This is a genomic window from Vibrio sp. H11 (assembly GCF_004804295.1).
Classification (GTDB): Bacteria; Pseudomonadota; Gammaproteobacteria; order Enterobacterales; family Vibrionaceae; genus Vibrio; species Vibrio ostreae.
Window position 1 is genome coordinate 1 of sequence record NZ_SSHN01000019.1, and the last position, 25,165, is coordinate 25,165.

Below are 25,165 nucleotides of genomic sequence, written 5' to 3' on the forward strand. Positions count from 1 at the left end.
AACAAGGGGTTTCTCTTAAAGAGAAATATGGTGGAGGGGGACGGATTCGAACCATCGAAGGCGGAGCCGGCAGATTTACAGTCTGCTCCCTTTGGCCACTCGGGAACCCCTCCAGGGGTTTTCTTATTCTTTATCAGAATAAGCTTGACTGACGTTTTCCCAACGCATCAATCAAGTTTTTCTCTTACGAGAAGAATATGGTGGAGGGGGACGGATTCGAACCATCGAAGGCGGAGCCGGCAGATTTACAGTCTGCTCCCTTTGGCCACTCGGGAACCCCTCCAGGGTGTTTTTCTTATTCTCTACCGGAATAAGCTTAAGTGACGTTTTCCCAACTCGTCGCTCAAGTGCGGAGCGCATATTATCAAACTCGCTCTCTCTGTAAACCCTTTTTTTATGTTTTTGAATCGAATGCTGGCTTTTTCGTCAAAGAAGCTAATAAAACAGCATTTTGGCGCGGATTGCTTACAGTTTTGCCAGCTATCTTTACGTTAGTTGACGTTAAAAAAAAGATTAGCGGTTACAATATAATAAGATTCAATATATCGATCATTATTATGAAAAAAACAACTCGTCTATTTGTTACCCTACTTACTGCCCTTACTGTTCAGCCGTTGTCTGCCTTCGGGGCGTCGCGCGCTATACCTGTGGTGATTGAAAGCGTAGAGGCACACCCGGTTTCTCAATCACTGTCACTGGTCGGCAAGCTAAAAGCGGATCAATCGGTTGATATTGCCCCGGAAGTGACCGGTAAAGTCGATATTATCGCGGTGAAAGCCAATCAGCAGGTCAAAAAAGATCAACTGCTGGTCCAGTTCAATGATGATAAAGCGCGTGCAGCGGTGACCGAAGCCGCGGCGTATCTGCGTGATGAGCAGCGTAAACTGCGCGAGTTTGAGCGACTGGTGAAGCGCAACGCCATTACCCAGACCGAAATTGACGCCCAGCGCGCCAGCGTCGAAATCGCCCAGGCGCGTCTCAACGCTGCCCAGGCCAATCTGGAAGATCTGCGTATTACCGCGCCGTTTAGCGGCACGGTCGGTTTTATCGATTTCAGCCGCGGCAAACTGGTCAGTGCCGGCGAAGAATTGCTGACTCTCGATAACCTTGCTCTGATGCAGCTCGATTTACAGGTGCCGGAGCGTTATCTCTCCAAGTTACAGAAAGACATGAAAGTGCTCGGGCGCACCAATGCGTGGCCGGGTGAGATGTTTGAAGGCCACGTGGTGGCGATTGATTCGCGCATCAATCAGGAAACGCTTAACCTGCGGGTCCGGATTCATTTCGCGAATCCGCAAGGCTTACTCAAACCTGGCATGCTGTTGTCGGCCCAACTTGATTTTGCCCCGATCAATGCGCCAATCATTCCGGTTCAAGCGCTTGAATACTCTGGCACTAAGCGCTATGTGTATGTGGTTGGTGACGACAACATCGTCAGCCGGCGTGAAGTGCATCTCGGCGCGCGAATCGAGAATGAAGTGGTGATTGAAGATGGTTTGGAAATTGGCCAGCACATTGTGGTGCAGGGCATCGTCAATATGCGAGATGGCGCGACCATTACAGAAGTGGATGCCTCCGGTCAACCGGTGACAAAAGAGGGTGAACTGTAATGTGGCTGTCTGATGTCTCGGTAAAAAGACCGGTTGCAGCGGTCGTACTGAGTATGCTGCTGTGCGTGTTCGGTATGGTTTCCTTTTCCAAACTCGCAGTGCGTGAGATGCCGGATATTGAAAGTCCGGTGGTGTCGATTTCAACCCGTTATGAAGGCGCTTCGGCGACCATCATCGAAAACCAGATTACTTCCGTGCTGGAAGACCAGTTGGCGGGCATCAGCGGGATCGATGAAATCACCTCGATTACCCGTAACAGCATGTCTCGGATTACGGTGACATTTGAGCTCGGTTATGACCTCAATACCGGCATCAGTGATGTGCGTGATGCGGTGGCCCGTGCCCAGCGCTGGTTACCGGATTCGGCTGATGATCCGGAAGTGTTTAAGAATAACGGCTCCGGTGAAGCTTCGGTTTACATTAACCTCAGTTCGACCGTGATGGACCGTACTCAACTGACCGATTATATCGACCGGGTACTGATTGATCGTTTCAGTCTGATCTCCGGAGTCAGTTCGGTCGATGTGTCCGGCGGTTTGTACAAGGTGATGTATGTGCGCCTCAAGCCTGAGCTGATGGCGGGGCGGGGCGTTACGACCTCCGATATTGCCGATGCACTAAACCGCGAAAACCTCGAGAGCCCGGGTGGTGAAGTGCGCAACGACTCGACCGTGATGTCGGTGCGCACTGCGCGTAGTTACCAGAAACCCGAAGACTTTCAGGATCTGGTGGTCAAGCATGCCAGCGGACGCAGCCCGATTTATCTGCGTGACGTGGCCGATGTGTTTATTGGGGCCGAGAACGAAAACTCGACCTTTAAGAGCGATGGCGTGGTCAACGTCAGTATGGGCATCGTTCCGCAGTCTGATGCTAATCCGCTCGATGTCGCTGATCGGGTCCATGCTGCGGTGGCTAACATTCAGCAGTTCCTGCCGGAAGGGACCCGCCTGGCGATTGACTATGACTCGACGGTGTTTATTGACCGTTCGATTGAAGAGGTGTTCAGTACCCTGTTTATTACCGGCGCACTGGTGATTCTGGTGTTGTACATTTTTATTGGTCAGGCGCGCGCGACGTTAATTCCGGCAGTGACGGTACCGGTGTCACTGATCTCCTCATTTATTGCCGCTTACTATTTTGGTTTTTCTATCAACCTGATCACTTTGATGGCGCTGATCCTGTCGATTGGCCTGGTGGTGGATGACGCGATAGTGGTGATGGAGAATATCTACCACCATATTGAACAGGGCGAGAAGCCCTTGCTAGCCGCTTTCAAAGGGGCGCGTGAAGTGGGATTTGCGGTAATCGCGACCACCATGGTGCTGGTGATGGTGTTTTTGCCGATTTCGTTTATGGATGGCATGGTCGGCTTGTTGTTTACCGAGTTCTCCGTGCTGCTGGCGATGTCAGTGATATTCTCCTCCCTGATTGCTCTGACCCTGACGCCGGTACTGGGCAGTAAAATTCTGCGCGCCAATGTGAAATCCAACCGCTTTAACCGCGCGGTCGATCATCTGTTCAGCAAGCTTGAGTCGGGATATCGCGCCTGGCTGGCGCATGCCCTGAACCTGAAGTGGGCCGCTCCATTGGTGATCCTGGCCTGTATCGGTGGTAGTTACGGTTTGAATCAAATGGTACCGGCTCAATTGACGCCATCGGAAGATCGCGGGGTGATTTTTGCGTTTGTGCGTGGCGCGGATGCGACCAGTTATAACCGCATGGCGGCCAACATGGATCTGGTTGAAGAGCGTCTGATGCCGATGCTCGGGCAGGGGTTTCTCAAGTCATTCAGCATTCAGTCGCCAGCGTTTGGCGGTAATGCCGGCGACCAGACCGGTTTTGTCATCATGATTCTGGAAGACTGGAAAGAGCGTACTGTGACTGCTCAGAACGGGTTAGGCCTGGTGCGGCAGGCGCTGGCCGGTATTCCGGATGTGCGGGTGTTCCCGTTTATGCCCGGTTTCCGCGGCGGCTCAAACGAGCCGGTCCAGTTTGTTCTCGGAGGCTCGGATTACGCTGAGTTGCAAAAATGGGCCGACGTGATGGAAGAGCAGGCGCGTCAGTCCGGTGTGATGACCGGGGTGGATACTGACTATTCGGAAAAAACGCCCGAGCTGGTGGTGACGGTGGACCGTCAGCGCGCAGCTGAGCTCGGTATCAGTGTACAGGATATTTCCGATACTCTGGAAGTGATGCTGGGTGGTAAGAGTGTGACTACGTTCCTGGAACGTGGTCAGGAGTACGATGTTTATCTGCGTGGTGATGAGAACAGCTTTAATAATGCGACCGATCTGACGCAAATCTATATGCGTACCTCATCTGGTGATCTGGTGACGCTGGATACGGTGACCAAAATCGACGAAGTGGCATCATCGATTCGCCTCTCGCACTATAACAAGCAGAAATCGATCACGATTACTGCCAACCTGGCCGATGGGCATACCTTAGGTGACGCGCTCGATTTTCTCGATCAGCAGGCGATCAAGCAACTGCCGAGCGATATCTCCATCAGTTACTCCGGTGAGTCGAAAGATTTTAAAGAAAACCAGTCCAGTGTGGCGGTGGTGTTTGCTCTGGCTTTGCTGGTGGCTTATCTGGTGCTGGCGGCGCAGTTTGAAAGCTTTATCAACCCTCTGGTGGTGATGTTTACCGTCCCGATGGGCGTGTTTGGCGGCTTTATCGGCCTTTATCTGATGGGGCAGGGCATGAACATCTACAGCCAGATCGGCATGATCATGCTGATTGGTATGGTGACCAAAAACGGTATTCTGATCGTTGAGTTTGCCAACCAGCTGCGTGACCGTGGTCTGGCCTTTGAAAAGGCGGTAGTCGATGCGGCGGCAAGACGTTTACGCCCGATCCTGATGACGGCGTTTACCACGCTGGCTGGCTCAATACCGCTGATCCTCTCTACTGGTGCCGGTTATGAGAGCCGGGTATCGGTGGGTACGGTGATTTTCTTTGGCATGGGCTTCTCAACCCTGGTGACCCTGTTTGTGATACCGGCGATGTACCAGTTAATTGCCCGCTCAACGGCGGCGCCTGGTCATGTGGAAGCCGAGCTGCAACGTGAACTGGGGTATGATGTCCGCTCGCGTTCAACTCATGAGTAATCTTGCTCTGCGTGAGCCTTGCACAAGGTAGCCGTCATGGTGTCATCAATGAGCCCGCGTAATGCGGGCTCAATGCTCTGCGCAGCAGGGCGCTAACGATAGGTGACAATATAGCGTTTGGGTTTATGGTTCATTGCCAGCACCAGGTTGAGCATCACGGCACCAAAAATGGAGGTGAGGATGGTCTGCCCCGGAACGAAGAACATCGAGACCGCCAGGATCACGCAATCCATCGCCATCTGGCTTTTCCCCACCGGAATCGAAAATTTATCGTCGATATACAGGCACAGTACGTTAAAGCCGCCGATACTGGCGCGATGACGAAACAGAATCAGCATCCCCAGCCCCATCAGGACGCCGCCAGCCAGTGCGCAGAATGCCGGCTCGGCATTGCTGAAGCTGATAACCAGTGCAAGATGGTCGGTCAATACTGATACCAGTGCACCACAAATTGCGCTGTTGATGGCAAATTGGTGGCCGAAACGCTTCCAGGCCAGCAGATAAAACGGACTGTTAATTAAAAAGAACAGCCAGCCGAACGACAGAGGCAGGATTTGACTGAGTAATAAAGCCAGTCCTGCAGCGCCTCCGGTTAATAACTGACCGGCCTGGAGTAAGAATACTCCCTGGGCAACCAGGAAGGTACCGGTCAGCATCGCGATCCAATCTTCTTTACGTGTGTGTTTTTCCATCAACTTTAAATTTTAGTGGCCGATAATGCTCCGGATAGTAAAGAAAAGCTGATCATTTCGGTAGCGAGGCGGGGAAATTTGAGGTAAACCTATGTAATTAACGCTTTACAGGGTGTAAAGCATAAAATTGACACTTTGACGAAGCAGACTGTGAGACGGGTCTACGTGGTGGGGCGGAACTCCTTCTGGAGCACGCTTTTTATGCTATGGTGGGCCTTAACCCGAAGTCAGGAACACTTCCTTTGCGGGAAGATAAAACACTTCGTCTGTCATTATGAAAAAACTGCATGATATTTTCTGCAATTTGGACTTTAAGCAACAGATCAAATTATGTAGAATGCGCGCCATTAGAGTGACGAAAACGTTTGCGTTGGGTTCATTGTGCAGTTTTTTGCCAATTTCAGTACAATCTGAGTCAGGAGATACAGATGCTAAAGCGTGATATGAATATCGCTGATTATGATGCGGAGCTATTCGCAGCAATCCAAGAAGAAACTCTTCGCCAAGAGGAACACATTGAGCTAATCGCTTCCGAGAACTACACCAGCCCGCGTGTCATGGAAGCGCAAGGTTCTCAGCTGACTAACAAATACGCTGAAGGTTACCCAGGCAAGCGTTACTACGGCGGCTGTGAGTACGTCGACAAAGCAGAATCTTTGGCTATCGACCGTGCGTGTCAGCTGTTTGGCTGTGAATACGCCAACGTTCAGCCTCACTCTGGCTCTCAGGCAAACAGCGCAGTTTACATGGCTCTGCTGAATCCGGGCGACACAGTTCTGGGTATGAGCCTGGCGCACGGTGGGCACCTGACTCACGGTTCACCAGTTAACTTCTCTGGTAAGCACTACAACGTCATTCCTTACGGTATCGACGAAAGCGGCCAAATCAACTACGACGAAATGGAAGCGCTGGCACTGGAGCACAAACCGAAGATGATCATCGGTGGCTTCTCTGCTTACTCACAAATCGTTGACTGGAAACGCATGCGTGAAATCGCAGATAAAGTGGATGCGTACCTGTTTGTCGACATGGCGCACGTAGCGGGTCTGATTGCTGCGGGTGTATACCCGACTCCAATCCCTCACGCACACGTTGTGACTACGACAACTCACAAAACACTGGCTGGCCCACGTGGCGGTTTGATCCTGTCAAACGCTGGTGAAGAGATGTACAAAAAGCTGAACTCAGCGGTATTCCCTGGTGGTCAGGGTGGCCCTCTGATGCACGTGATCGCTGGTAAAGCCGTCGCGTTCAAAGAAGCGATGGAACCTGAATTCAAAGCATACCAACAGCGTGTCGTACAAAACGCGAAAGCTATGGTTGCTCAGTTCCAGGAGCGCGGTTACAAGATCGTCTCTAACGGTACTGAAAACCACCTGTTCCTGGTTGATCTGATTGATAAAAACATCACAGGTAAAGAAGCAGACGCCGTTCTGGGTGCAGCAAACATCACTGTCAACAAAAACTCAGTGCCAAATGACCCACGCAGCCCGTTCGTGACTTCTGGTATCCGTGTTGGTACTCCGGCGATAACTCGTCGTGGTTTCACTGAGCAAGATGCGAAGAACCTGGCTGACTGGATGTGTGACGTTCTGGACAACATCAACGATGAGTCTGTGATCGAAGCAACCAAACAGAAAGTTCTGGAAATCTGTAAACGTCTGCCAGTTTACGCATAAGTGCCGATAAGCCAGTTACGCGAACGCGTAAATGAGCCCATCGACGTTAAAGGCCTGCATGATGCAGGCCTTTTTTATATCTTTTTTAAGTACCGGCACTGAGGTTGATTCAATACAGGTGCTTCAGTGGCGCTGATTATGTCCGTCGCCCGGACAGATGTGTCATAGACAACATGTCCCATAGACAAAACGTATCACGGGCAGATAGCACGCCGGATTACTTGGCAATGCTCAGCAGAGTGCCGGATTTACATTTGAACAGATAGTAGCTGTTGCTTTCGCTGAATTTACCCAGTCCTTCACCATCACAGTAGTCGATATTAATATCACGCATGGTTTCTAGTGTACTCTCTTGCTGCAGGGCGAATTTAGCGCCGTCGGCACAGACAATCCGCACCCGTCCGTCGTCACTGAGTGAGTAGATGTTCACTTCTGTGTTGCACAGTTCAAACGAGGCTTCGCGATAGTTGTCCTGTGTGGTATTCGACGCACAGCCGGATGCTGTCGCCAATGCTACCATAGCCAGCAGGCTCAGTTTGGTCATTCTGGTCATCCTTACAGGACATCATGTCCGTATATACGTAGTTGCGCAAAGTGTAGACTATTTTCTCTGCTCATCTCAAGCGCTGTCGTTGCCGGCTGATGTACAGAAATAAAAAAACCGGCGTTTAAGCCGGTTTTTAAAGCAAAGGCGGGAAATTATTTGACTTCCATGCCTTTCGCTTGCAGATCCGCATGGTAAGACGAACGGACGAACGGGCCACAGGCCGCGTGAGTGAAGCCCAGCTCCAGTGCGATGTCTTTCAGCTCATCAAACTCCGATGGCGGCACATAGCGTTCTACCGGCAGGTGGTGACGGCTCGGAGCCAGATACTGACCCAGAGTCAGCATAGTCACACCGTGAGCGCGCAGATCTTTCAGTACTTCGACGATCTCTTCTTTGGTTTCGCCCAGACCCATCATCAGGCCTGATTTGGTCGGAACGTCCGGATGCATCTCTTTGAACTTACGCAGCAGTTCCAGTGACCATTTGTAGTTGGCACCAGGGCGCGCTTTACGGTACAGGCGCGGTGCCGTTTCCAGGTTGTGGTTAAATACATCTGGCGGGTTATCTTTTAGCAGATCCAGCGCCACATCCATACGACCACGGAAGTCAGGAACCAGGGTTTCAATGCGGATTTCAGGGTTCAGAGCACGGATCTCGCGGTTGCAGTCCGCGAAGTGCTGAGCACCGCCGTCACGCAGGTCATCACGATCCACTGAGGTGATCACCACGTATTTCAGCTTCATGTCCTTGATGGTCTGAGCCAGTTTGTGCGGCTCTTGTGCATCCGGAGTCAGAGGACGGCCATGGGCAACGTCACAGAATGGACAACGACGGGTACAGATAGCACCCAGGATCATAAAGGTTGCAGTACCGTGGTTAAAACATTCGGCCAGGTTAGGGCAGGATGCTTCTTCACACACAGAATGGAGATTATTCTTGCGCATTGCTGACTTGATGTCCTGAATACGCTGACTGTCCGCAGGCAGTTTGATTTTCATCCATTCCGGTTTACGCAGGATTTCTTTCTGCTCGGCAGGCATGTTTTTAACTGGAATTAATGCCATTTTGTCGGCGTCACGGTATTTTACGCCTTTTTCCATTTGGATTGGTTTGCTCATGCTTTCTTACCTATGACAGGTGCTTCAGTGCTGAATTCTACTTGTTCGTAACCAAACAGGCTGACGAGTTCTTTTATGAGTTGTTGCTCGACGTCCGCGATATCACCCGGGCCGCCTAAATCGCTCACTTGCACCATTTGCATACCTTGGTAACCGCATGGGTTGATACGCTGAAAAGGAGAGAGGTCCATGTTGACGTTGAGCGCTAAACCATGGAACGAACAGCCTTTACGAATTCTAAGACCGAGTGAGCAGATTTTTTTACCATCGACATAAACGCCAGGAGCATCCGGGCGCGCGGCAGAGTCGATATTGTAAGCTTTTAACGTGTTAATTACGAGGTTCTCAATATCAGTGACGAGTTCTCGTACTCCGAGGCTCTTACGACGCAGATTAATCAGGAAGTAAGCGACGATCTGACCGGGACCGTGATAAGTCACCTGGCCGCCACGATCACTTTGTACAACCGGAATGTCACCAGTGTTGAGAAGGTGTTCGGCTTTACCGGCCTGACCCTGGGTGAACACAGGGTTGTGTTCGACAAGCCATACTTCATCGCAGGTGCTGTCATCGCGTTGATCGGTAAAGTCATGCATTGCCTGCCAAACAGGATGGTAATCCTGTCGACCTAATCGTCTGACAACAAGCTGGTTATCCATCGTAGAAGTCCGTCAGTGATATATAAAGTGCTGGGATTATAAACGTGTTCAGCGTTTTGAACTACAGATCGAAGCACTATTTTTGACCCTGAAATTTATGTAACTATTTTAATTTATTGATAAATAAACAAAAAGCAGCCAGTGGCTGCTTTCAAAAAAAATTGAATATATCAAATAAATCCAGATTGAGCCGCTTACAGTACCATGCGTACGATTTCAATATCGCCCAGCTCTTTGTACAGCACTTCTACCTGCTCAATTGAAATTGCAGTGATAGTCACTGACACTGAGTGGTAGTTGCCTTTGCCGCTTGGTTTGACGCGTGGGCTGTAATCACCTGGAGCATGGCGCTGAATAACTTCCAACACAAGCTCTGGCAGCTCAGGTTTCGCATGACCCATCACTTTGTAAGTAAACGAGCATGGGAACTCTAGCAGGTCTTTCAATTTTGCATCAGAGTTGATGGTCAACATATTGGAAACTCCAAGTTTGGTATTCAATAACGGTGTCGAATAGTACAGCCTATTGACAGCGATCTCAAGTCACGCAAAAAAGCCGCCTGCTGGCGGCTTTGTCTGACAGGTTTACACCTTACGGCTCACTGCCGGTCGGTTTAGAACAAGCCTTTGAATAGCAGGACAATGTAGTCCCACAGACGGCTGAACATGCTACCTTCTTCGACGTTTTCCAGCGCCAGCAGAGGACGTTGTGCTACATCTTCACCGTTTACCTGGTAGTACAGAGTACCGACTTTTTCGCCTTTCTGGATAGGAGCTTTCAGCTCTTTTTCCAGCACGAAGCTGGCAGTCAGATCTTTCGCCTGGCCGCGTGGCAGAGTGACGTAAGTGTCTTCGCCTACACCCAGAGCAACCGTTGACTTGTCACCCATCCATACTTTTTCGTTGACGAAAGTTTCGCCCGCTTTGTGTGGTTCAACGGTTTCAAAGAAACGGAAGCCGTAGCTCAGCAGCTTTTTGCTCTCTGATTTACGTGCGTTCATGTCTTTGGTGCCCATAACAACGGCAACCAGACGCATCTTGCCTTCGGTTGCCGAGCTGACCAGGTTAAAACCTGCGTTGGTGGTGTGACCGGTTTTGATGCCGTCCACGTTCATGCTTTTATCCCACAGCAGACCGTTACGGTTGTACTGAGTGATGCCGTTGTAAGTGAATTTCTTCTCTGAGTAGATTTTGTACTCGTTCGGAACGTCACGGATCAGAGCCTGACCAAGCAGCGCCATGTCGTAAGGCGTGGTGTACAGGTCCGCGTTGTCCAGGCCGTGCACGTTGGCAAAGTGGGTATCTTTCATACCCAGGCTGCTGCCCCAGGCGTTCATCAGATCGACGAACGCATCTTCTGAGCCGGCAATGTGTTCTGCCATTGCGACACAGGCGTCGTTACCTGACTGAACAATGATGCCCTGGTTCAGATCGCGTACTTTGACCGTCGTGCCGACTTCGATGAACATCTTTGATGATTCCGGGAAGTTCTTCGCCCAGGCATTACGGCTGATAGTGACGTCATCATCGTTAGAAATGTTACCACGCTTCAGTTCCTGGCCGATGACGTAGCTGGTCATCATTTTGGTCAGGCTGGCTGGAGACAGCTTGGTATTCATTTCTTTCTGGGCAAGAACTTTGCCTGAATGATAGTCCATCAGTACAAAACCTTTTGCCGCGATCTGTGGCGCATCTGGAATTACGACAGGAGAAGCGTTAGCTGTGCTGGTGAACGTAGCGGAAAGCGCAATTGAAGACGCTAAAACAGAATTTAGGATGGTTTTTTTCATGATGAATGCGAATTGTTTAATTAATTGTTCGTTATATTAACAGAAACGACTTCTCAAACCAGACCTGACTAATCAGGTCGGGCTTGGGATGCCATTATTGCGTGACTGAGTGCTTTTTAATAAAGGCAGTATCGTACCCCAGAGCTTTCACCTTTTCGAGGGTGTCCTGTGTTTGTGTGTAATCACTGAACGGTCCCAGAAACAGGCGATGGCTTTGGTCAATACTCTCGACAAAACTTTGCACTGAAAGGCTTTGACCCATTTCTTGCGCTAAAGTTCGCACTCTTTGTTCATTTTGTGAAGATGCCACCTGAATGATGTACTGAGGTGCACCGGATTTCGGCTTGGCATCACTGCTTTTGTTGACGGCAATCACCTCGATCTCTACATTCGCGGTGCCGGCCTGAACCACACCGATTTTATACGCTGCGGCATAACTTAAATCTATGATGCGCCCGGAGTGGAAAGGGCCGCGGTCATTGACCCGCACCACGGTCGATTTGCCATTATCCAGATTGGTCACTTTGACATAACTCGGCAGCGGCAGGGTTTTATGCGCAGCGCTCATTGAGTACATGTCATAAATTTCGCCGTTTGAGGTCAGGTGACCATGAAACTTTTTACCGTACCAGGACGCTTTGCCGCGCTGTTTAAAGCCCGACGTCTGTTTTTCAATCTGATAATTGACACCGCGTAGGGTGTAATCTTTGTTGCCTCCGAGACTGTACGGTTCGTACTGCGGGTTGGCATCTTCAATATGATCGACCGACATTGGCGTATCAGGCGCCACATCATCGTCGATCTCGTAGCGCCCGGATGGGGTGGTACTACAGCCGGCCAGGATTGCGGCGCAGCAAAAGGTAACAAGGAGCTTGGAGTGCATCATTAGTTTGCCTTCGAAAACGCTTTTCTATGGGTATGGATTGACATCAGAATACCAAATCCTGCCATGAGGGTGACCATAGAAGTACCGCCATAGCTGATCAGTGGAAGAGGTACACCCACTACCGGCAAAATACCGCTTACCATCCCGATGTTTACAAACACATAAACAAAAAAGCTTAGCACAATACTGCCGGCCATCATGCGACCGAATGCGGTTTGTGCGTTGCTTGCCAGGTAGAGTCCGCGGCCAATAATAAATAAGTAAACTGCCAATAGCGCAAGAATGCCTATCATGCCCCATTCTTCGGCGATTACTGCAAAGATAAAGTCAGTATGTCGTTCAGGTAAGAATTCCAGGTTGGACTGGGTGCCGTGCAGCCAGCCTTTTCCGGAAATCCCGCCCGAACCGATAGCAATTTTACTCTGGATAATGTGGTAACCGGCACCGAGCGGGTCGGACTCCGGGTTAAACAGAGTACGTACCCGGGTTTTCTGATACTCGTGCATCAGGAAAAACCACAGCACCGGCACAAACGCACCGACCGCCATGGCCGCCGCGACGATAATTTTCCAGCTGATACCAGCCAGAAAGATAACAAACACTCCGGAGGCGGCGATCAGAATCGAGGTGCCGAGGTCGGGCTGTTTGGCGATCAGTATGGTCGGAAAGAACACCATGACAGCCGAAATCATCAGAGTCTGAAAACTCGGCGGCAGCGGACGCTTGCCGATATAGCGTGCCACCATCAAAGGCACCGCCAGTTTGAGTAATTCCGATGGCTGGAAACGGACAAAGCCCAAATTCAGCCAGCGCTGAGCACCTTTGGAGACTTCACCAAAAAACAGTACTCCCAGCAGCAGGATCACGCCGACAAAAAACAGTCCCGGTGCCAGGCGCTCGTAGGTACGCGGTGGCAACTGGGCCAAGCCGATCATCACTGCCAGCGCCAGTACCATACGCATTGCCTGACGATCCATCATCGCCAGGCTCTGGCCGCTGGCACTGTACATCACCACCAGGCCAAACCCCATCACGACCAGCAATCCCAGCAGCAGCGGCAGGTCGATATGCAAGCGTTCGAAAAAGGCCCGGTTCCGGCCGGTAGAAGGATCGAGTTTCATTCCTGTTTTGCCTTATCGTCTTTCTTGAGAATAATGTGGTCAAAGATCTGTCTGGCAACCGGTGCACCATGACTTGAGCCGCCACCGGCGTTCTCCAGCACTATGGTGACAATCGCCTGCGGGTTATCGACCGGCGCAAAACTGGTGTACAGCGCATGGTCGCGCAGATGCTCGGCCAGTTCGTCGGCGTTATATTTCTGGCCTTCCGCCAGGCCAAATACCTGAGCAGTACCGGACTTACCGGCACTCTGGTATTCAGAGCCGTAAAAGGCGCGGCGTGCGGTACCACGGCTGCCGTGGTTGACCAGGTGCATGCCTTCGATGGCGATATTCCAGTATTTGTCCGGTACACCGGTGATCGGCGGATAGGTGGTGTATTCGGTCTCTTTCTGGGTCGAGAATTTGTCACCATTGTTGATGGTTGAACGCAGCAAGTGCGGCGCAATCACCTCACCGTGATGGACCAGCACCGAGGTCGCCTTAGCGATTTGCATCGGGGTCGCGGTCCAGTAACCCTGGCCGATACCCACCGGTATCGTGTCGCCCTGATACCAAGGCGTGCGGTGGCGGGCCATTTTCCACTCACGCGTAGGCATGTTAGCGGTACTTTCTTCGTGGATATCAATACCGGTGTAGTCGCCAAAGCCGAATTTCATCATCCAGGTCGACAGGCGGTCGATGCCCATGTCATACGCGACCTGATAAAAGAACGTATCGACCGATTCTTCCAGTGCTTTGGTCACATTCACTGTACCGTGTCCCCAGCGGGACCAGTCACGGAACGGACGGGTTTTCGAGTTTGGAATGCGCCAGTAACCCGGGTCATTACGGGTGGTGTTGGGTGTAATGACGCCTTCTTCCAGTGCCGACACCGCGATAAAGGGTTTGACTGTTGATGCTGGCGGATAAATCCCGAGTGTGGTGCGGTTAACCAGCGGGCGGTTTTTGTCGTTGAGCAGCGCGCTGTACGCCTTGCTTGAAATGCCGTGCACAAACGCATTCGGATCGTAGCTCGGACTCGATACCATGGCCAGTACGCCATTATCTTTCGGATCCAGCACCACGGCTGAACCACGACGGCCTTCCAGCAGGTTATGCACATAGACTTGCAGATCGATATCGAGATTGAGGACGATATCTTTGCCCGGCGTAGGCGGAACGTATTTCAGAGTGCGGATGATACGGCCGCGGCTGTTGACTTCCACTTCCTGGTAACCGGCGGTGCCGTGCAGCACATCTTCGTAGTAACGTTCGATGCCGAGCTTGCCGATATCACGCGTGGCCTGGTAGTTGGCTTCTTTGCCTTCTTGTTCAAGACGACGCATGTCGCGGTCATTGATGCGTGATACGTAACCGAGCACGTGGGTCAGCACTTCGCCGTACGGGTAGAAGCGCTTGAGGTTGGCTGTCACCGACACGCCGGGAAACTTGTACTGTTGAACGGAAAATTTGGCCACTTCCTGCTGGGTCAGCTGGGTCAGCAGCGGCACCGAATTAAAGCGGCGGGTTTGACGACGCTCTTTGTCAAACGCGGCGATTTGTTCCGGCGTGATTTGCAGAATCTGTTGTAAGCGCGTGATGGTGTCGTCCATGTCTTTGACTTTTTCCGGGATGATTTCCAGGTTAAAGACAGGGCGGTTTTCAGCCAGCAAAACACCGTTGCGGTCGTATATCAGGCCGCGGTTGGGCGCGATAGGGACGACTTTGATGCGGTTATCATTGGAACGGGTTTTATAATCCTGATACTGGTTCACCTGGATGTTGTACAGGTTGGCGACCAGTATCCCCATCATCAAGACAATGCCGACAAAAGATACAATAGCACGGTTACGAAATAACCGTGCTTCTGCCAGATAGTCTCGAATAGGGTTACGCTTACGTAACATCAGTCTCTATTCTCGGTGATAAGGGTGATTAGCGGTAATACTCCAGGCGCGGTACAGGCTTTCTGCCATCACAACTCGCACCAGTGGGTGGGGCAGGGTCAACGGTGATAATGACCAGCTCTGCTCTGCGGCGGCTTTACACGCCGGTGCCAGACCTTCCGGGCCACCAATCAGGATCGATACATCCCGGGCATCCAGTTTCCAGCTTTCCAGCTGTTGCGCCAGTTGTTCGGTGTCCCAGCGCTTACCGGGAATGTCAAGAGTAACAATTCGGTTACCCTTTGGCACGGCTGCCAGCATGGCTTCGCCTTCTTTTTGCAGAATTCTTGCAATGTCGGCGTTTTTGCCCCGCTTACCGGCGCTGATTTCCACCAGTTCCAGTGGCATATCATGCGGGAAGCGGCGACGGTATTCCTGAAAACCCTCTTCGACCCACTTGGGCATTTTGGTGCCAACGGCGATCAGTTGAATCTTCACCTTAGCTCCAGAGTTTTTCCAGTTGGTACATCTCGCGTTGTTGTTCCTGCATCACGTGCAGCATGGTTGATCCCATATCGACCACGACCCATTCGCCTTCATTCTCGCCATCGATGCCCAGCGGTTCAATGCCGGCTTTTTTGGCTTCGCTGGCCACATGCTCAGCAATGGAAGCAACGTGTCTTTTCGACGTCCCGGTACAGATGATCAGGTAATCGGTGACGCTGGATTTACCGATCACATCCAGGGTAATAATGTCGACCGCTTTCATGTCGTCGGCTTTGTCGGCAAGAAAGTCTTTGAGTTCTTCACGTTGCAAGGGAATGTTCCTCTGAAATAAATAACGATAACAAGATATGAAAAAAGCGCGGCACTATAGCACGCTTCAGGCAGGCAAGGGTAAGTTTGCCTGCGGAACACAGCACTCCAGGCTCAGTTGGTGTAATAACGGCCAGGGCGACTGTTCATATTGAGTTTTTGCCACAATTTCGCATTGGGCAAGTAAGCGCACCAGATGTTGCAGATGCTGCACTGACAGACGTTGCAGAGCGGCGGCGTATAACGGACGTTTGTTTTGCCAGATACGATATTTATCAAACAGGCTACCGATAGGCTGACTGTTCATCGCCTGGCGCATCTGCAGCAGCTGAAACAGCTCTTTTTGTGCTGTTCGCATCAGGATAATCGGCTCCACGCCTTCGGCCGCTTGCTGGCGCAATATGCGCTGAGCACGGTTGGCTTTGCCTTCCAGCAGCGCATCAATCCAGTGAAACGGTGTAAAGTGGTTATGGCGGCTGAGCGACTCTTCCAGTCTCACCAGAGTGAGCTTGCGATCCGGGTAAAGCAGGATCAGTTTCTCCAGGCTCTGGGCCAGGGCAAACAGGTTACCTTCGTGCCACTGTGCCAGCATTTGAACCGCTTCGGCGTCGGGCTGTAAACCTAACGCCCGGCAGCGCGCGGTAACAAACTGGGGCAGGCGGCTGATGTCGGGCGTCAGGCAGTTGACCATCGCGCCGTGCGCACTCAGCGCCTTAAACCAGGCGCTGTTTTCCTGCGCCCGGGTCGGTTTCGGACCGACGATGACCAGCAAAATATCCGGATTGAGGCTGTCAGCCAGCTTGGCCAGCTCTTTACCTGCGGCGGCATTCAGACCCGCCTCGGGAATTTCCAGCTCGATCAACTGACGGCTGGAAAACAGACTCATTGACTGGCAGCAGTCATACACTTCGTTCCAGTCGAGGCTGGCATCGATCTGAAAACGATGTTTTTCCTCAAAACCCTGGCTGCGCGCCTGCTGTTCAATCGCGCTGCGCGATTCCTGAATCAGCAAAGGCTCATTGCCGAACACCAGATAAACTGGCAGCAGCGACTTTTGCAGCGCGTCGGCCAGTTTGTCAGCATACAATCTCATCAGACCGCCTACTGAGTGTTGCCGGCAGCGGCTGGCTCTTGAACGGTGTTGACCTGGTAATCCGAATGGGTATCACCGGTTTGCGGATCGTCCATATGACCGGATTCGATCGAGGCTTTAAGACGTGCCATCTGACGCACAATCTGACTCGCGGCCAGTTTGCGCATTTCATCTTCAATCATGTCGCGTTCGACCGATTTTGCCAGTGCAGTCAGCGGGTTATCCAGGTAGCTGCGGGTCACGCTGGTGGAGAAGGTTTTTTCACCCAGCTCAGGAATAAGAACACGGTAAGAGGCGCGGAAGGTCAGCTCTTTTTCTGCCGTGCGTGCGTTTTGGTACAGCGACAGAGTGCGCTCGCTGATGCCTTCACTCAGCAGATGCAGGTTTGGCACATTTTCGCTCGGGCTGACCAGGGCGATTTCATTCAGGCGCAGCTGACCTTTCACTAAACGGGTAAAGGTGCTGTATTGGTCGTAACTGGTGACCGACATCGTGCTCAGTTCTTCCGGAACATCGTAGTCACCACGCAGGTGAAAACCGCAGGCACTGAGCAGGGAGGCGGTCAGAACAACCAGTGATAACTTCAATGTAGATGACAATGTCAAACGCATGGGGCTACTTTCTCATGAAATGGATTTACTTATCTCAGCCCACCACCATGATGGGCTGAGATAAGTAAACAGGGCCAAAGCCCTGTTTACAGACCGTCAGAGACGGAATTAGTTCGCAACGATGTTCAGCAGTTTGCCCGGAACATAGATAACTTTGCGAATGGTTTTGCCGTCGGTGAACTTCAGCACGTTTTCGTCTTTCAGACCAAGCTCTTCGACTTGCTCTTTCGTCGCGTCCGCCGCTACCGTCAGTTTGCCGCGCAGCTTACCGTTAACCTGCAGAACGATCAGTTTTTCGTCTTCAACCAGAGCCGCTTCATCGAAGGTTGGCCATGCCGCGCTGTCGATGTCTGCCTGACCCAGAGCATTCCACATTTCAAAACAGATGTGCGGTGCAATCGGGTACAGCATCAGCGTGATCGCTTTCAGTGCTTCATCCAGAATTGCACGATCCTGAGCCTCTTCCTGTGGTGCTTTCGCCAGCTTGTTCATCAGCTCCATGATCGCTGCAATTGCGGTGTTGAAGGTCTGACGACGGGCAATATCATCGGTCACTTTGGCGATGGTTTTGTGGACATCACGACGCAGCGCTTTCTGGTCTGCGTTCAGTGCTGCCGCGTCAACCGCGCCGGCTGCGCCTTTCTCTGCGTGCTCACGCACCAGTTTCCAGACGCGTTTCAGGAAGCGGTTGGCACCTTCAACGCCTGATTCCTGCCACTCCAGCGTCATATCCGCCGGTGAAGCAAACATCATGAACAGGCGTACGGTGTCTGCACCGTATTTGTCGACCATTTCCTGCGGGTCGATACCGTTGTTTTTCGACTTAGACATTTTGATCATGCCTGAGTGTGCAACGTTGCGGCCTTCGCCGTCGACAGCAGAAGCGATGCGCCCTTTCGCGTCACGTTCTACTTTCACTTCCGTCGGAGAAACCCACTCTTTGGTGCCTTTCTCGTTGGTGTAGTAGAACGCATCGGCCAGCACCATACCCTGACACAGCAGCTGTTTAAATGGCTCGTCAGAAGTCACATACCCGGCATCACGCAGCAGTTTGTGGAAGAAACGTGAGTACAGCAGGTGCATACACGCGTGCTCGATACCACCGATGTACTGGTCAACCGGCAGCCAGTAGTTCGCTTTTTCCGGATCCAGGATGTCATCGGCTTGCGGGCTACAGTAGCGCGCGTAGTACCAAGACGATTCCATGAAGGTATCGAATGTGTCGGTTTCACGCAGAGCCGGTTCACCGTTAAAGGTGGTTTTCGCCCACTCTTTGTCCGCTTTGATCGGGCTGGTGACGCCGTCCATTACCACATCTTCCGGCAGAATGACCGGCAGCTGGTCAGCCGGAACCGGATGAACTTCACCGTCTTCAGTGGTGACCATCGGGATTGGCGCACCCCAGTAACGCTGGCGGGATACACCCCAGTCGCGCAGACGGAAATTAACGGTTTTGACCCCTTTACCTTCTGTTTCCAGTTTGGCTGCGATCGCATCGAACGCGGCCTGGAATTCCAGACCATCGAACTCACCTGAGTCAAACAGCACACCTTTCTCGGTGTACGCTTCAGCCGAAATGTCCAGCTCGCTGCCGTCAACGGGTTTGATGACCGGAATGATCTCCAGGTTATACTTAGTGGCGAACTCGTAGTCACGCTGGTCGTGGGCAGGTACTGCCATCACCGCGCCTGTACCGTAGTCCATCAGCACGAAGTTAGCCACGTAAACCGGTACTTCACGACCATTCAGCGGGTGAATCGCCGTCAGGCCGGTTGCCATGCCTTTCTTCTCCATCGTCGCCAGTTCAGCCTCAGCGACTTTGGTGTTTTTACATTCTTCGATGAAAGCCGCCAGTTCAGGGTTGCTCTGCGCCGCTTTCGTTGCCAGCGGGTGACCGGCAGCGATGCCGACGTACGTCACACCCATCAGGGTGTCCGGACGTGTGGTGTACACTTCCAGATCCTGCGCCTGATCTTTGACTGCAAACTTAAGTTCCACACCTTCAGAGCGGCCAATCCAGTTGCGCTGCATGGTTTTCACCATTTCCGGCCAGCCATCCAGATTATCCAGATCATCCAGCAGCTCTTGCGCGTATGCCGTGATCTTAATGAACCACTGCGGGATTTCTTTTTGCTCTACCGGGGTATCACAACGCCAGCAGCAGCCGTCTTCAACTTGTTCGTTGGCCAGAACGGTCTGGTCGTTCGGACACCAGTTAACGGAAGACGTCTTCTTATAAACCAGGCCTTTCTCGTACAGCTTGGTGAAGAACTCTTGTTCCCAACGGTAGTATTCCGGACGACAGGTCGCAAATTCGCGGTTCCAGTCGTAGCCAAAACCCAGCAGTTTGAGCTGGTTTTTCATGTATTCAATATTTTCGTAGGTCCACGGCGCTGGCGCAGTGTTGTTTTTGACTGCAGCGTTTTCTGCCGGCAGACCGAAAGCATCCCAGCCGATTGGTTGCATGACGTTTTTGCCTTGCAGACGCTGGAAACGAGAGACCACATCACCGATAGTGTAGTTACGCACGTGACCCATATGCAGACGGCCACTTGGGTACGGGAACATTGAGAGACAGTAGAATTTTTCTTTATTTGGGTCTTCACTTACAACAAAGGTCTTGTTGTCGTCCCAATGCTGTTGAACTTTTTGTTCAATATCTTGCGGGTTGTATTGCTCTTGCATCGATGATATCCGGTTATCTTGGAATTTGTGAGTTCAGTTTGAACAGATACTAATAGATCGTCATAGAATACCTAAAGCAAGGGAGCACAACAATAGCCAATCGGGTTTGATAGAGGTGACATATGCCAAAACAAAAAACGGGTTACGAGGCTTTAGTTGAAGAGGTGGTCGAAACCCTCAAGAAGAGTCCGCAAGAAGTCGATCATATTCTGGACACTTCCGGCAAAGTCGTGGCCGCCGCCAATGACCTGACCAAAGATGAGCTGGCGCTGATTTCCGCCTACATAAAAGCTGACCTTAAAGAGTTCGCTGACAGTTATGAAGAGGAAAAAAGCAGCCCGTTTTATCTGATGATCACCAACTCCATCTGGCAGGGCCTGCTGGATATTACCGATCGCACCAAAGTGGAGTGGGTCGAGCTGTTTCAGGATCTCGAGCATCAGGGGTTGTACAAAGCCGGAGACATGATTGGACTGGGCGTGTTGGTGTGCGACAGCTGCGGCCATCGGATGGAATACAATCACCCGACCGAAATTGTCCCTTGTACCCGCTGCGGCGCGACCGCTTTCAGTCGTCAGCCGTTAAAGCCTTAGCACTTGCTCATGCGGACACCGAGCCTGATGTCCTGACAAGAGCCTGGTGATACGACAAGAATTTGCTCCGGTAACACGCAAAAACACTAAGAGCCCCGACGGGGCTCTTAGTGTTTTTGATGGTCAGCTATCTGCATCAGGATGGTGACGGCGGCGTTGCAGCAACAGGCCGGCCAGCATAGCCAGGGCAGTCCACATATACAGCGGCCAACTGCCCAGAGCATGATATGGCGTCTGGCCACGGGTCGGCACCAGTTCGGCACGCAGCACGCCGGTCTCAAACTGCGGGATTTGGGCGGTGATTTGACCACGGTAGTCAGTCACAGCGGTCACGCCGTTATTGGTGGCACGAATCAGAGGTTTACCCAGTTCCAGCGCGCGCATACGGGCAATTTCCATATGTTGTAACGGGCCAATCGAGCGGCCAAACCAGGCATCGTTGGACAGGGTGAGCAGGAAGTCGGTGTCGTCGGTGGTGTTGGCACGTACCTGCTCGTTGAAGATGATTTCGTAACACAGTGCTGGCGTCAGGGCATGGCCACTGGCGATAATATTCGGTTGGATATAGTCACCCGCGGTAAATGAAGACATCGGCAGGTTGAAGAACGGCGCCAGCGGACGCAGCAGGTCTTCAAACGGAACAAACTCACCAAATGGCAACAGGTGATGCTTATGGAAACGCCGGGACACATCGTACTGGTATTCGCCTTGTGGAGTATCACCCAGTGCCAGCACGCTATTGTAATACTGCTTGTCATCGGTCTGATTCAGAATGCCGGTGATGATGGTACTGTGGTTGAGGCGTGCTGCCGCATCAAGGTTGTGCAGGTAGGAAGTCAGCTCAAACTCGAAGGCCGGCACGGCGGCTTCCGGCCAGATAATAATGTCCGCATCCCAGTTTTCACGGGTGAGGTCGGTGTACTTCATAATGGTTGGCCAGCGTTCGCTTGGCAGCCATTTACGTGCCTGAGGTATATTGCCCTGAATCAAGGCTACCTTGGTGGTTTTGTCCGTGTCCGGTTTGACCCAGCGTGCGGCATTGAGCCCGTAGCCGGCAGCAAAGATAACCGCCGGGATCAGCAGCAGGGTTTTACTTTTACTCAGTAGCGTCAGGGCCAGTGCGCCAGCGGACAGCATCACCATCAGCGTCAGCAGTTCCACCCCGCCGAGCGGCGCGTAATTGGCGAGCGGACTGTCTATCTGACTGTAACCAAGCCACAACCACGGAAAGCCGGTCATCACCCAGCCGCGCAACCAGTCACTGACCAGCCAGAGCGCGGGAGCAGCAAGTAATAAGCGGCCACGACCAGAGGCCGGGAAAAAGCGATTGAGCGCCCAGGCAAACAGCGCCGGATAGATAGCCAGGTAGCCGACTAACAGTAACATCAGGGACACACTGGCGATTTTGGGCATACCACCAAAGGTATCAATGCTGATATGAACCCAGTTAATACCGATGCCAAACTGTCCCAGGCCCCAGCAATAGCCAATCAGCGCAGCGCCTTTGACGGATTGTTTATGGAGCAGCAATAACAGCAGCAGCGGGCTGAGAATGGCCACAGGCCAGAGTTGATAAGGAGCGAAAGCCAGGGTAGTGAGGGCGCCAACAAAAGCGGCCGCAAGCGGCCGCATAAGGCGATGAATTGTATTCGTCATCTGCAACTTTTCTGATGCTCTTACCGAAGTAAGAGAGATTTGAACTACTCTTCGCTGATCTCCGGAAGAGCTTCCATATCGGGGATGGTTACCTGAAGTTGAACCACGCGACGATTATCAGCAGCCGTTACCTTGAAGTTGTAGCGATCGATTTCCACGATTTCACCACGACTTGGCAGGTGGCCAAAGGCCGTCATCACCAGGCCGCCGACCGTATCCACTTCTTCATCACTGAAGCGGGTACCGAAGGTATTGTTGAATTCTTCGATGGTGGTCAGCGCCTTCACCGCATAGGTGTGTTTGCTGAGCTTACGAATATCCAGTTGCTCTTCATCGTCGGTTTCGTCTTCGATATCGCCAACGATTTCTTCCAGAATATCTTCAATGGTCACCAGGCCGGAAACCCCCCCGAACTCATCTACGACAATCGACATGTGATATCGTTCCTCACGGAACTCTTTCAGCAGACGATCGACGCGTTTGCTTTCAGGCACCACCACCGCCGGGCGGATCACTTCTTCGATGTCAAACGGGGAGCTGTTCGAGCCTAAGTATTTGAGTAAGTCCTTCGCAAGCAGAATGCCTTCCACATGGTCTTTGTCTTCGCTGATGACCGGATAACGCGAATGCTGCGCATCGGTAATCAAGGCGACCAGCGAGTCCAGGTTATCGGTACGCTCGACGGTGACCATTTGTGAGCGGGGAATCATGATGTCACGAACCCGCATTTCGGCAATTTCCATAACCCCTTCCAGCATATCGCGGGTGTCATGGTCAATCAGGTCATTGACTTCAGAGTCGCGGATCACGTCAACCAGTTCCTGGCGATCCTTGGGTTCTCCCTGAAATAACTGACCTAGGCGCTCAAAGAAGGACTTTCTACTCGGACCGTCCGATTTTTCTTTGTTTCCTTCGGAAGAATAGGGCGAATTATCTTCGTTCATTGTTTCTCTATTCGGTAACGCTATCAGATGTGTGATAGCTCACATTAAGTTAACCGCGCCGTTATGGCAGCGGAAAACTAGATTTTATCGGCCAGATATGGGTCTTCAAACCCCATTTTCTGCATGATTTCTGTTTCGAGGGACTCCATCTCTTCAGCTTCGTCATCCTCGATATGGTCATAACCTAGCAGATGAAGACTGCCATGTACAACCATATGGGCCCAGTGTGCTAGCAGAGGCTTATTTTGCTCTTCTGCTTCGCGTTCAACGACCTGGCGGCAAATCACCAGATCACCGAGCAAATCCATTTCGATACCGGGCGGTACTTCGAACGGAAAAGACAGCACGTTGGTGGGCTTATCTTTGCCGCGGTATTCGAGGTTGAGCTGGTGGCTCTCTTGTTCATCGACGATGCGCACCGTCACTTCAGCCTGAGGCTGAAACGGCGTGACGGCTGCACTCAGCCAGGTGGCAAAATCGTCACACGACGGCAGCCCGGTTTCATCCTCGACGGCCAGTTGTAAATCAAGTTCGATACTCATGACTCACCAGACTCTTCCAGAGCGCTTGAGCTTGTCAGCTCAGCTTTCTGCTGCTCGAGCAGTTTAGATTCACGCTCTTCACGACGGCGTTTCTCGTACTCTTTACGCTCTTTCTGATCCTGGGCTTCCCACTTCTCATAGGCGTTGACGATACGAGCCACCACTGGGTGACGCACAACGTCGTCGGCGAGGAAGAAGTTGAAGCTGATCTCCTCGACTTCGCTCAGTACTTCGATTGCATGGCGCAGGCCCGATTTAGCACCGCGTGGCAAGTCGATCTGGGTCACGTCACCTGTGATGACAGCGCGCGAGTTAAAGCCGATCCGGGTCAGGAACATTTTCATCTGTTCGACGGTGGTGTTCTGGCTTTCGTCGAGAATGATAAACGCATCGTTCAGGGTACGGCCGCGCATGTAAGCCAGCGGAGCCACTTCAATGACGTTACGTTCAATCAGTTTTTCAACCCGTTCAAAGCCGAGCATCTCAAACAGCGCATCGTAGAGCGGACGCAGGTAAGGGTCGACTTTCTGGCTCAGGTCACCGGGCAGAAAGCCCAGTTTCTCACCCGCTTCAACCGCCGGACGAGTCAGCAGAATGCGACGGATTTCCTGACGTTCCAGGGCATCAACCGCTGCTGCAACCGCCAGGTAGGTTTTACCGGTACCGGCCGGGCCAATACCAAAACTGATATCGTGGGTCACCATGTTGACCAGGTACTGAGCCTGATTTGGCGTACGTGGCTTGATGATGCCTTTTTTGGTTTTGACAAACACTTCTTTGCCGTGCGTAACCAGCTCCGATTCGGTGCTCTGTTCCAGTACGCCGGACTCTTTGATTGCCAGATGGATCTGATCCGGTTCAATGTCGGCGATTTGGCCGCGGACCGGCGCAGTGTCGACATACAGAGTCTTCAGAATGTCGAGCGCGGCAGTCGCAGTATGTGCTTTACCTACAATCGTGAAGTAGTTACTACGGTGGTTGATTTCAACGCCTAAACGACGTTCTAAATGCTTGATGTTGTCATCGAAAGGACCGCACAGACTGGCAAGACGGCGGTTATCGGAAGGTTCGAGATCTATCTCTAAAGTAACGATTTTATTGCTCAATTTAACCTCTCAGTATGTCATTTTCAGACGCCCGATTTTG

22 protein-coding genes and 2 tRNA genes are annotated in these 25,165 nt (G+C 52.0%); 4 read left to right on the forward strand and 20 right to left on the reverse strand.

The window, feature by feature from the left end; genetic code table 11:
* Nucleotides 1-28: 28 nt before the first annotated feature.
* Both E6C74_RS19810 and E6C74_RS19815 read right to left on the reverse strand, forming a co-directional pair.
* Nucleotides 29-113: transfer RNA gene (locus E6C74_RS19810), tRNA-Tyr, on the reverse strand.
* 85 nt (nt 114-198) lie between these two features.
* Nucleotides 199-283, reverse strand: a tRNA-Tyr gene (locus E6C74_RS19815).
* 274 nt (nt 284-557) lie between these two features.
* On the opposite strand from E6C74_RS19815, the gene E6C74_RS19820 reads away from it, so the two are divergent.
* Nucleotides 558-1,610: an efflux RND transporter periplasmic adaptor subunit gene (locus tag E6C74_RS19820; protein ID WP_136487828.1), complete on the forward strand. Its 1,053-nt coding sequence runs from the start codon at nt 558-560 to the stop codon at nt 1,608-1,610.
* Nucleotides 1,610-4,723, forward strand: coding sequence for a vibriobactin export RND transporter permease subunit VexH (vexH, locus tag E6C74_RS19825; protein ID WP_136487777.1), 3,114 nt, complete (start codon nt 1,610-1,612; stop codon nt 4,721-4,723). Before E6C74_RS19820 ends, vexH begins: the two co-directional genes overlap by 1 nt.
* Nucleotides 4,724-4,815: 92 nt before the next feature.
* Here the strand turns inward: vexH and E6C74_RS19830 are convergent, their stop codons facing one another.
* Nucleotides 4,816-5,415: a YitT family protein gene (locus E6C74_RS19830; RefSeq protein ID WP_136487778.1), complete on the reverse strand. Its 600-nt coding sequence runs from the start codon at nt 5,413-5,415 to the stop codon at nt 4,816-4,818.
* Between the two features lie 428 nt (nt 5,416-5,843).
* Here E6C74_RS19830 and glyA point away from each other — a divergent pair, with 428 nt between their 5' ends.
* Entirely contained in the window at nt 5,844-7,094 is a 1,251-nt protein-coding gene (gene glyA / locus E6C74_RS19835; RefSeq protein ID WP_136487779.1) for a serine hydroxymethyltransferase, read from the forward strand.
* Between the two features lie 217 nt (nt 7,095-7,311).
* On the opposite strand, the gene E6C74_RS19840 is transcribed toward glyA, so the two are convergent.
* The 13 genes from E6C74_RS19840 to leuS all read right to left on the reverse strand — a co-directional run bounded on the left by E6C74_RS19840 (nt 7,312) and on the right by leuS (nt 20,284).
* Nucleotides 7,312-7,638, reverse strand: coding sequence for a hypothetical protein (locus tag E6C74_RS19840; protein ID WP_136487780.1), 327 nt, complete (start codon nt 7,636-7,638; stop codon nt 7,312-7,314).
* A gap of 155 nt (nt 7,639-7,793) precedes the next feature.
* Complete coding sequence (gene lipA / locus E6C74_RS19845) at nt 7,794-8,759, reverse strand: lipoyl synthase (protein WP_136487781.1); 966 nt, start codon at nt 8,757-8,759, stop codon at nt 7,794-7,796.
* Nucleotides 8,756-9,418 carry a lipoyl(octanoyl) transferase LipB gene (gene lipB / locus E6C74_RS19850; RefSeq protein WP_136487782.1) on the reverse strand — a complete coding sequence of 221 codons (663 nt, stop codon included), beginning with the start codon at nt 9,416-9,418 and terminating at the stop codon, nt 8,756-8,758. The genes lipA and lipB overlap by 4 nt, the downstream gene beginning before the upstream one ends.
* 194 nt (nt 9,419-9,612) lie before the next feature.
* Nucleotides 9,613-9,891: a DUF493 family protein YbeD gene (gene ybeD / locus E6C74_RS19855; RefSeq protein ID WP_136487783.1), complete on the reverse strand. Its 279-nt coding sequence runs from the start codon at nt 9,889-9,891 to the stop codon at nt 9,613-9,615.
* Nucleotides 9,892-10,031: 140 nt separating this feature from the next.
* The gene (locus tag E6C74_RS19860) at nt 10,032-11,207 is read right to left on the reverse strand and encodes a serine hydrolase (RefSeq protein ID WP_136487784.1); all 1,176 of its coding nucleotides are present in this window, start codon (nt 11,205-11,207) and stop codon (nt 10,032-10,034) included.
* A 94-nt stretch (nt 11,208-11,301) separates the two neighbouring features.
* The gene (locus tag E6C74_RS19865) at nt 11,302-12,090 is read right to left on the reverse strand and encodes a septal ring lytic transglycosylase RlpA family protein (RefSeq protein ID WP_136487829.1); all 789 of its coding nucleotides are present in this window, start codon (nt 12,088-12,090) and stop codon (nt 11,302-11,304) included.
* A gap of 2 nt (nt 12,091-12,092) precedes the next feature.
* Nucleotides 12,093-13,214, reverse strand: coding sequence for a rod shape-determining protein RodA (gene rodA / locus E6C74_RS19870; RefSeq protein WP_136487785.1), 1,122 nt, complete (start codon nt 13,212-13,214; stop codon nt 12,093-12,095).
* Nucleotides 13,211-15,100, reverse strand: coding sequence for a penicillin-binding protein 2 (gene mrdA, locus E6C74_RS19875; RefSeq protein WP_136487786.1), 1,890 nt, complete (start codon nt 15,098-15,100; stop codon nt 13,211-13,213). The genes rodA and mrdA overlap by 4 nt, the downstream gene beginning before the upstream one ends.
* A gap of 6 nt (nt 15,101-15,106) precedes the next feature.
* A complete protein-coding gene (gene rlmH, locus E6C74_RS19880) occupies nt 15,107-15,577 on the reverse strand; it encodes a 23S rRNA (pseudouridine(1915)-N(3))-methyltransferase RlmH (protein ID WP_136487787.1) in 471 nt (156 codons plus the stop codon).
* A 1-nt stretch (nt 15,578) separates the two neighbouring features.
* Nucleotides 15,579-15,896, reverse strand: coding sequence for a ribosome silencing factor (gene rsfS, locus E6C74_RS19885; RefSeq protein WP_136487788.1), 318 nt, complete (start codon nt 15,894-15,896; stop codon nt 15,579-15,581).
* Between the two features lie 66 nt (nt 15,897-15,962).
* On the reverse strand, nt 15,963-16,988 hold the full coding sequence (holA, locus tag E6C74_RS19890; protein WP_136487789.1) for a DNA polymerase III subunit delta: 1,026 nt from the start codon (nt 16,986-16,988) through the stop codon (nt 15,963-15,965).
* A gap of 8 nt (nt 16,989-16,996) precedes the next feature.
* The gene (gene lptE, locus E6C74_RS19895; RefSeq protein ID WP_136487790.1) at nt 16,997-17,599 is read right to left on the reverse strand and encodes an LPS assembly lipoprotein LptE; all 603 of its coding nucleotides are present in this window, start codon (nt 17,597-17,599) and stop codon (nt 16,997-16,999) included.
* A 108-nt stretch (nt 17,600-17,707) separates the two neighbouring features.
* Complete coding sequence (gene leuS, locus E6C74_RS19900) at nt 17,708-20,284, reverse strand: leucine--tRNA ligase (protein WP_136487791.1); 2,577 nt, start codon at nt 20,282-20,284, stop codon at nt 17,708-17,710.
* 122 nt (nt 20,285-20,406) lie between these two features.
* Between leuS and E6C74_RS19905 the strand changes: the two genes are divergently transcribed.
* Complete coding sequence (locus E6C74_RS19905) at nt 20,407-20,877, forward strand: zinc ribbon-containing protein (protein WP_136487792.1); 471 nt, start codon at nt 20,407-20,409, stop codon at nt 20,875-20,877.
* Nucleotides 20,878-21,000: 123 nt separating this feature from the next.
* On the opposite strand, the gene lnt is transcribed toward E6C74_RS19905, so the two are convergent.
* The 4 genes from lnt to E6C74_RS19925 form a co-directional block, all read right to left on the reverse strand.
* Nucleotides 21,001-22,533: an apolipoprotein N-acyltransferase gene (gene lnt / locus E6C74_RS19910; protein ID WP_136487793.1), complete on the reverse strand. Its 1,533-nt coding sequence runs from the start codon at nt 22,531-22,533 to the stop codon at nt 21,001-21,003.
* Nucleotides 22,534-22,577: 44 nt separating this feature from the next.
* A complete protein-coding gene (corC, locus tag E6C74_RS19915; RefSeq protein ID WP_136487794.1) occupies nt 22,578-23,477 on the reverse strand; it encodes a CNNM family magnesium/cobalt transport protein CorC in 900 nt (299 codons plus the stop codon).
* Between the two features lie 77 nt (nt 23,478-23,554).
* On the reverse strand, nt 23,555-24,019 hold the full coding sequence (gene ybeY, locus E6C74_RS19920; RefSeq protein WP_136487795.1) for an rRNA maturation RNase YbeY: 465 nt from the start codon (nt 24,017-24,019) through the stop codon (nt 23,555-23,557).
* Nucleotides 24,016-25,125, reverse strand: coding sequence for a PhoH family protein (locus tag E6C74_RS19925; protein ID WP_136487796.1), 1,110 nt, complete (start codon nt 25,123-25,125; stop codon nt 24,016-24,018). The genes ybeY and E6C74_RS19925 overlap by 4 nt, the downstream gene beginning before the upstream one ends.
* Between the last annotated feature and the right edge of the window lie 40 nt (nt 25,126-25,165).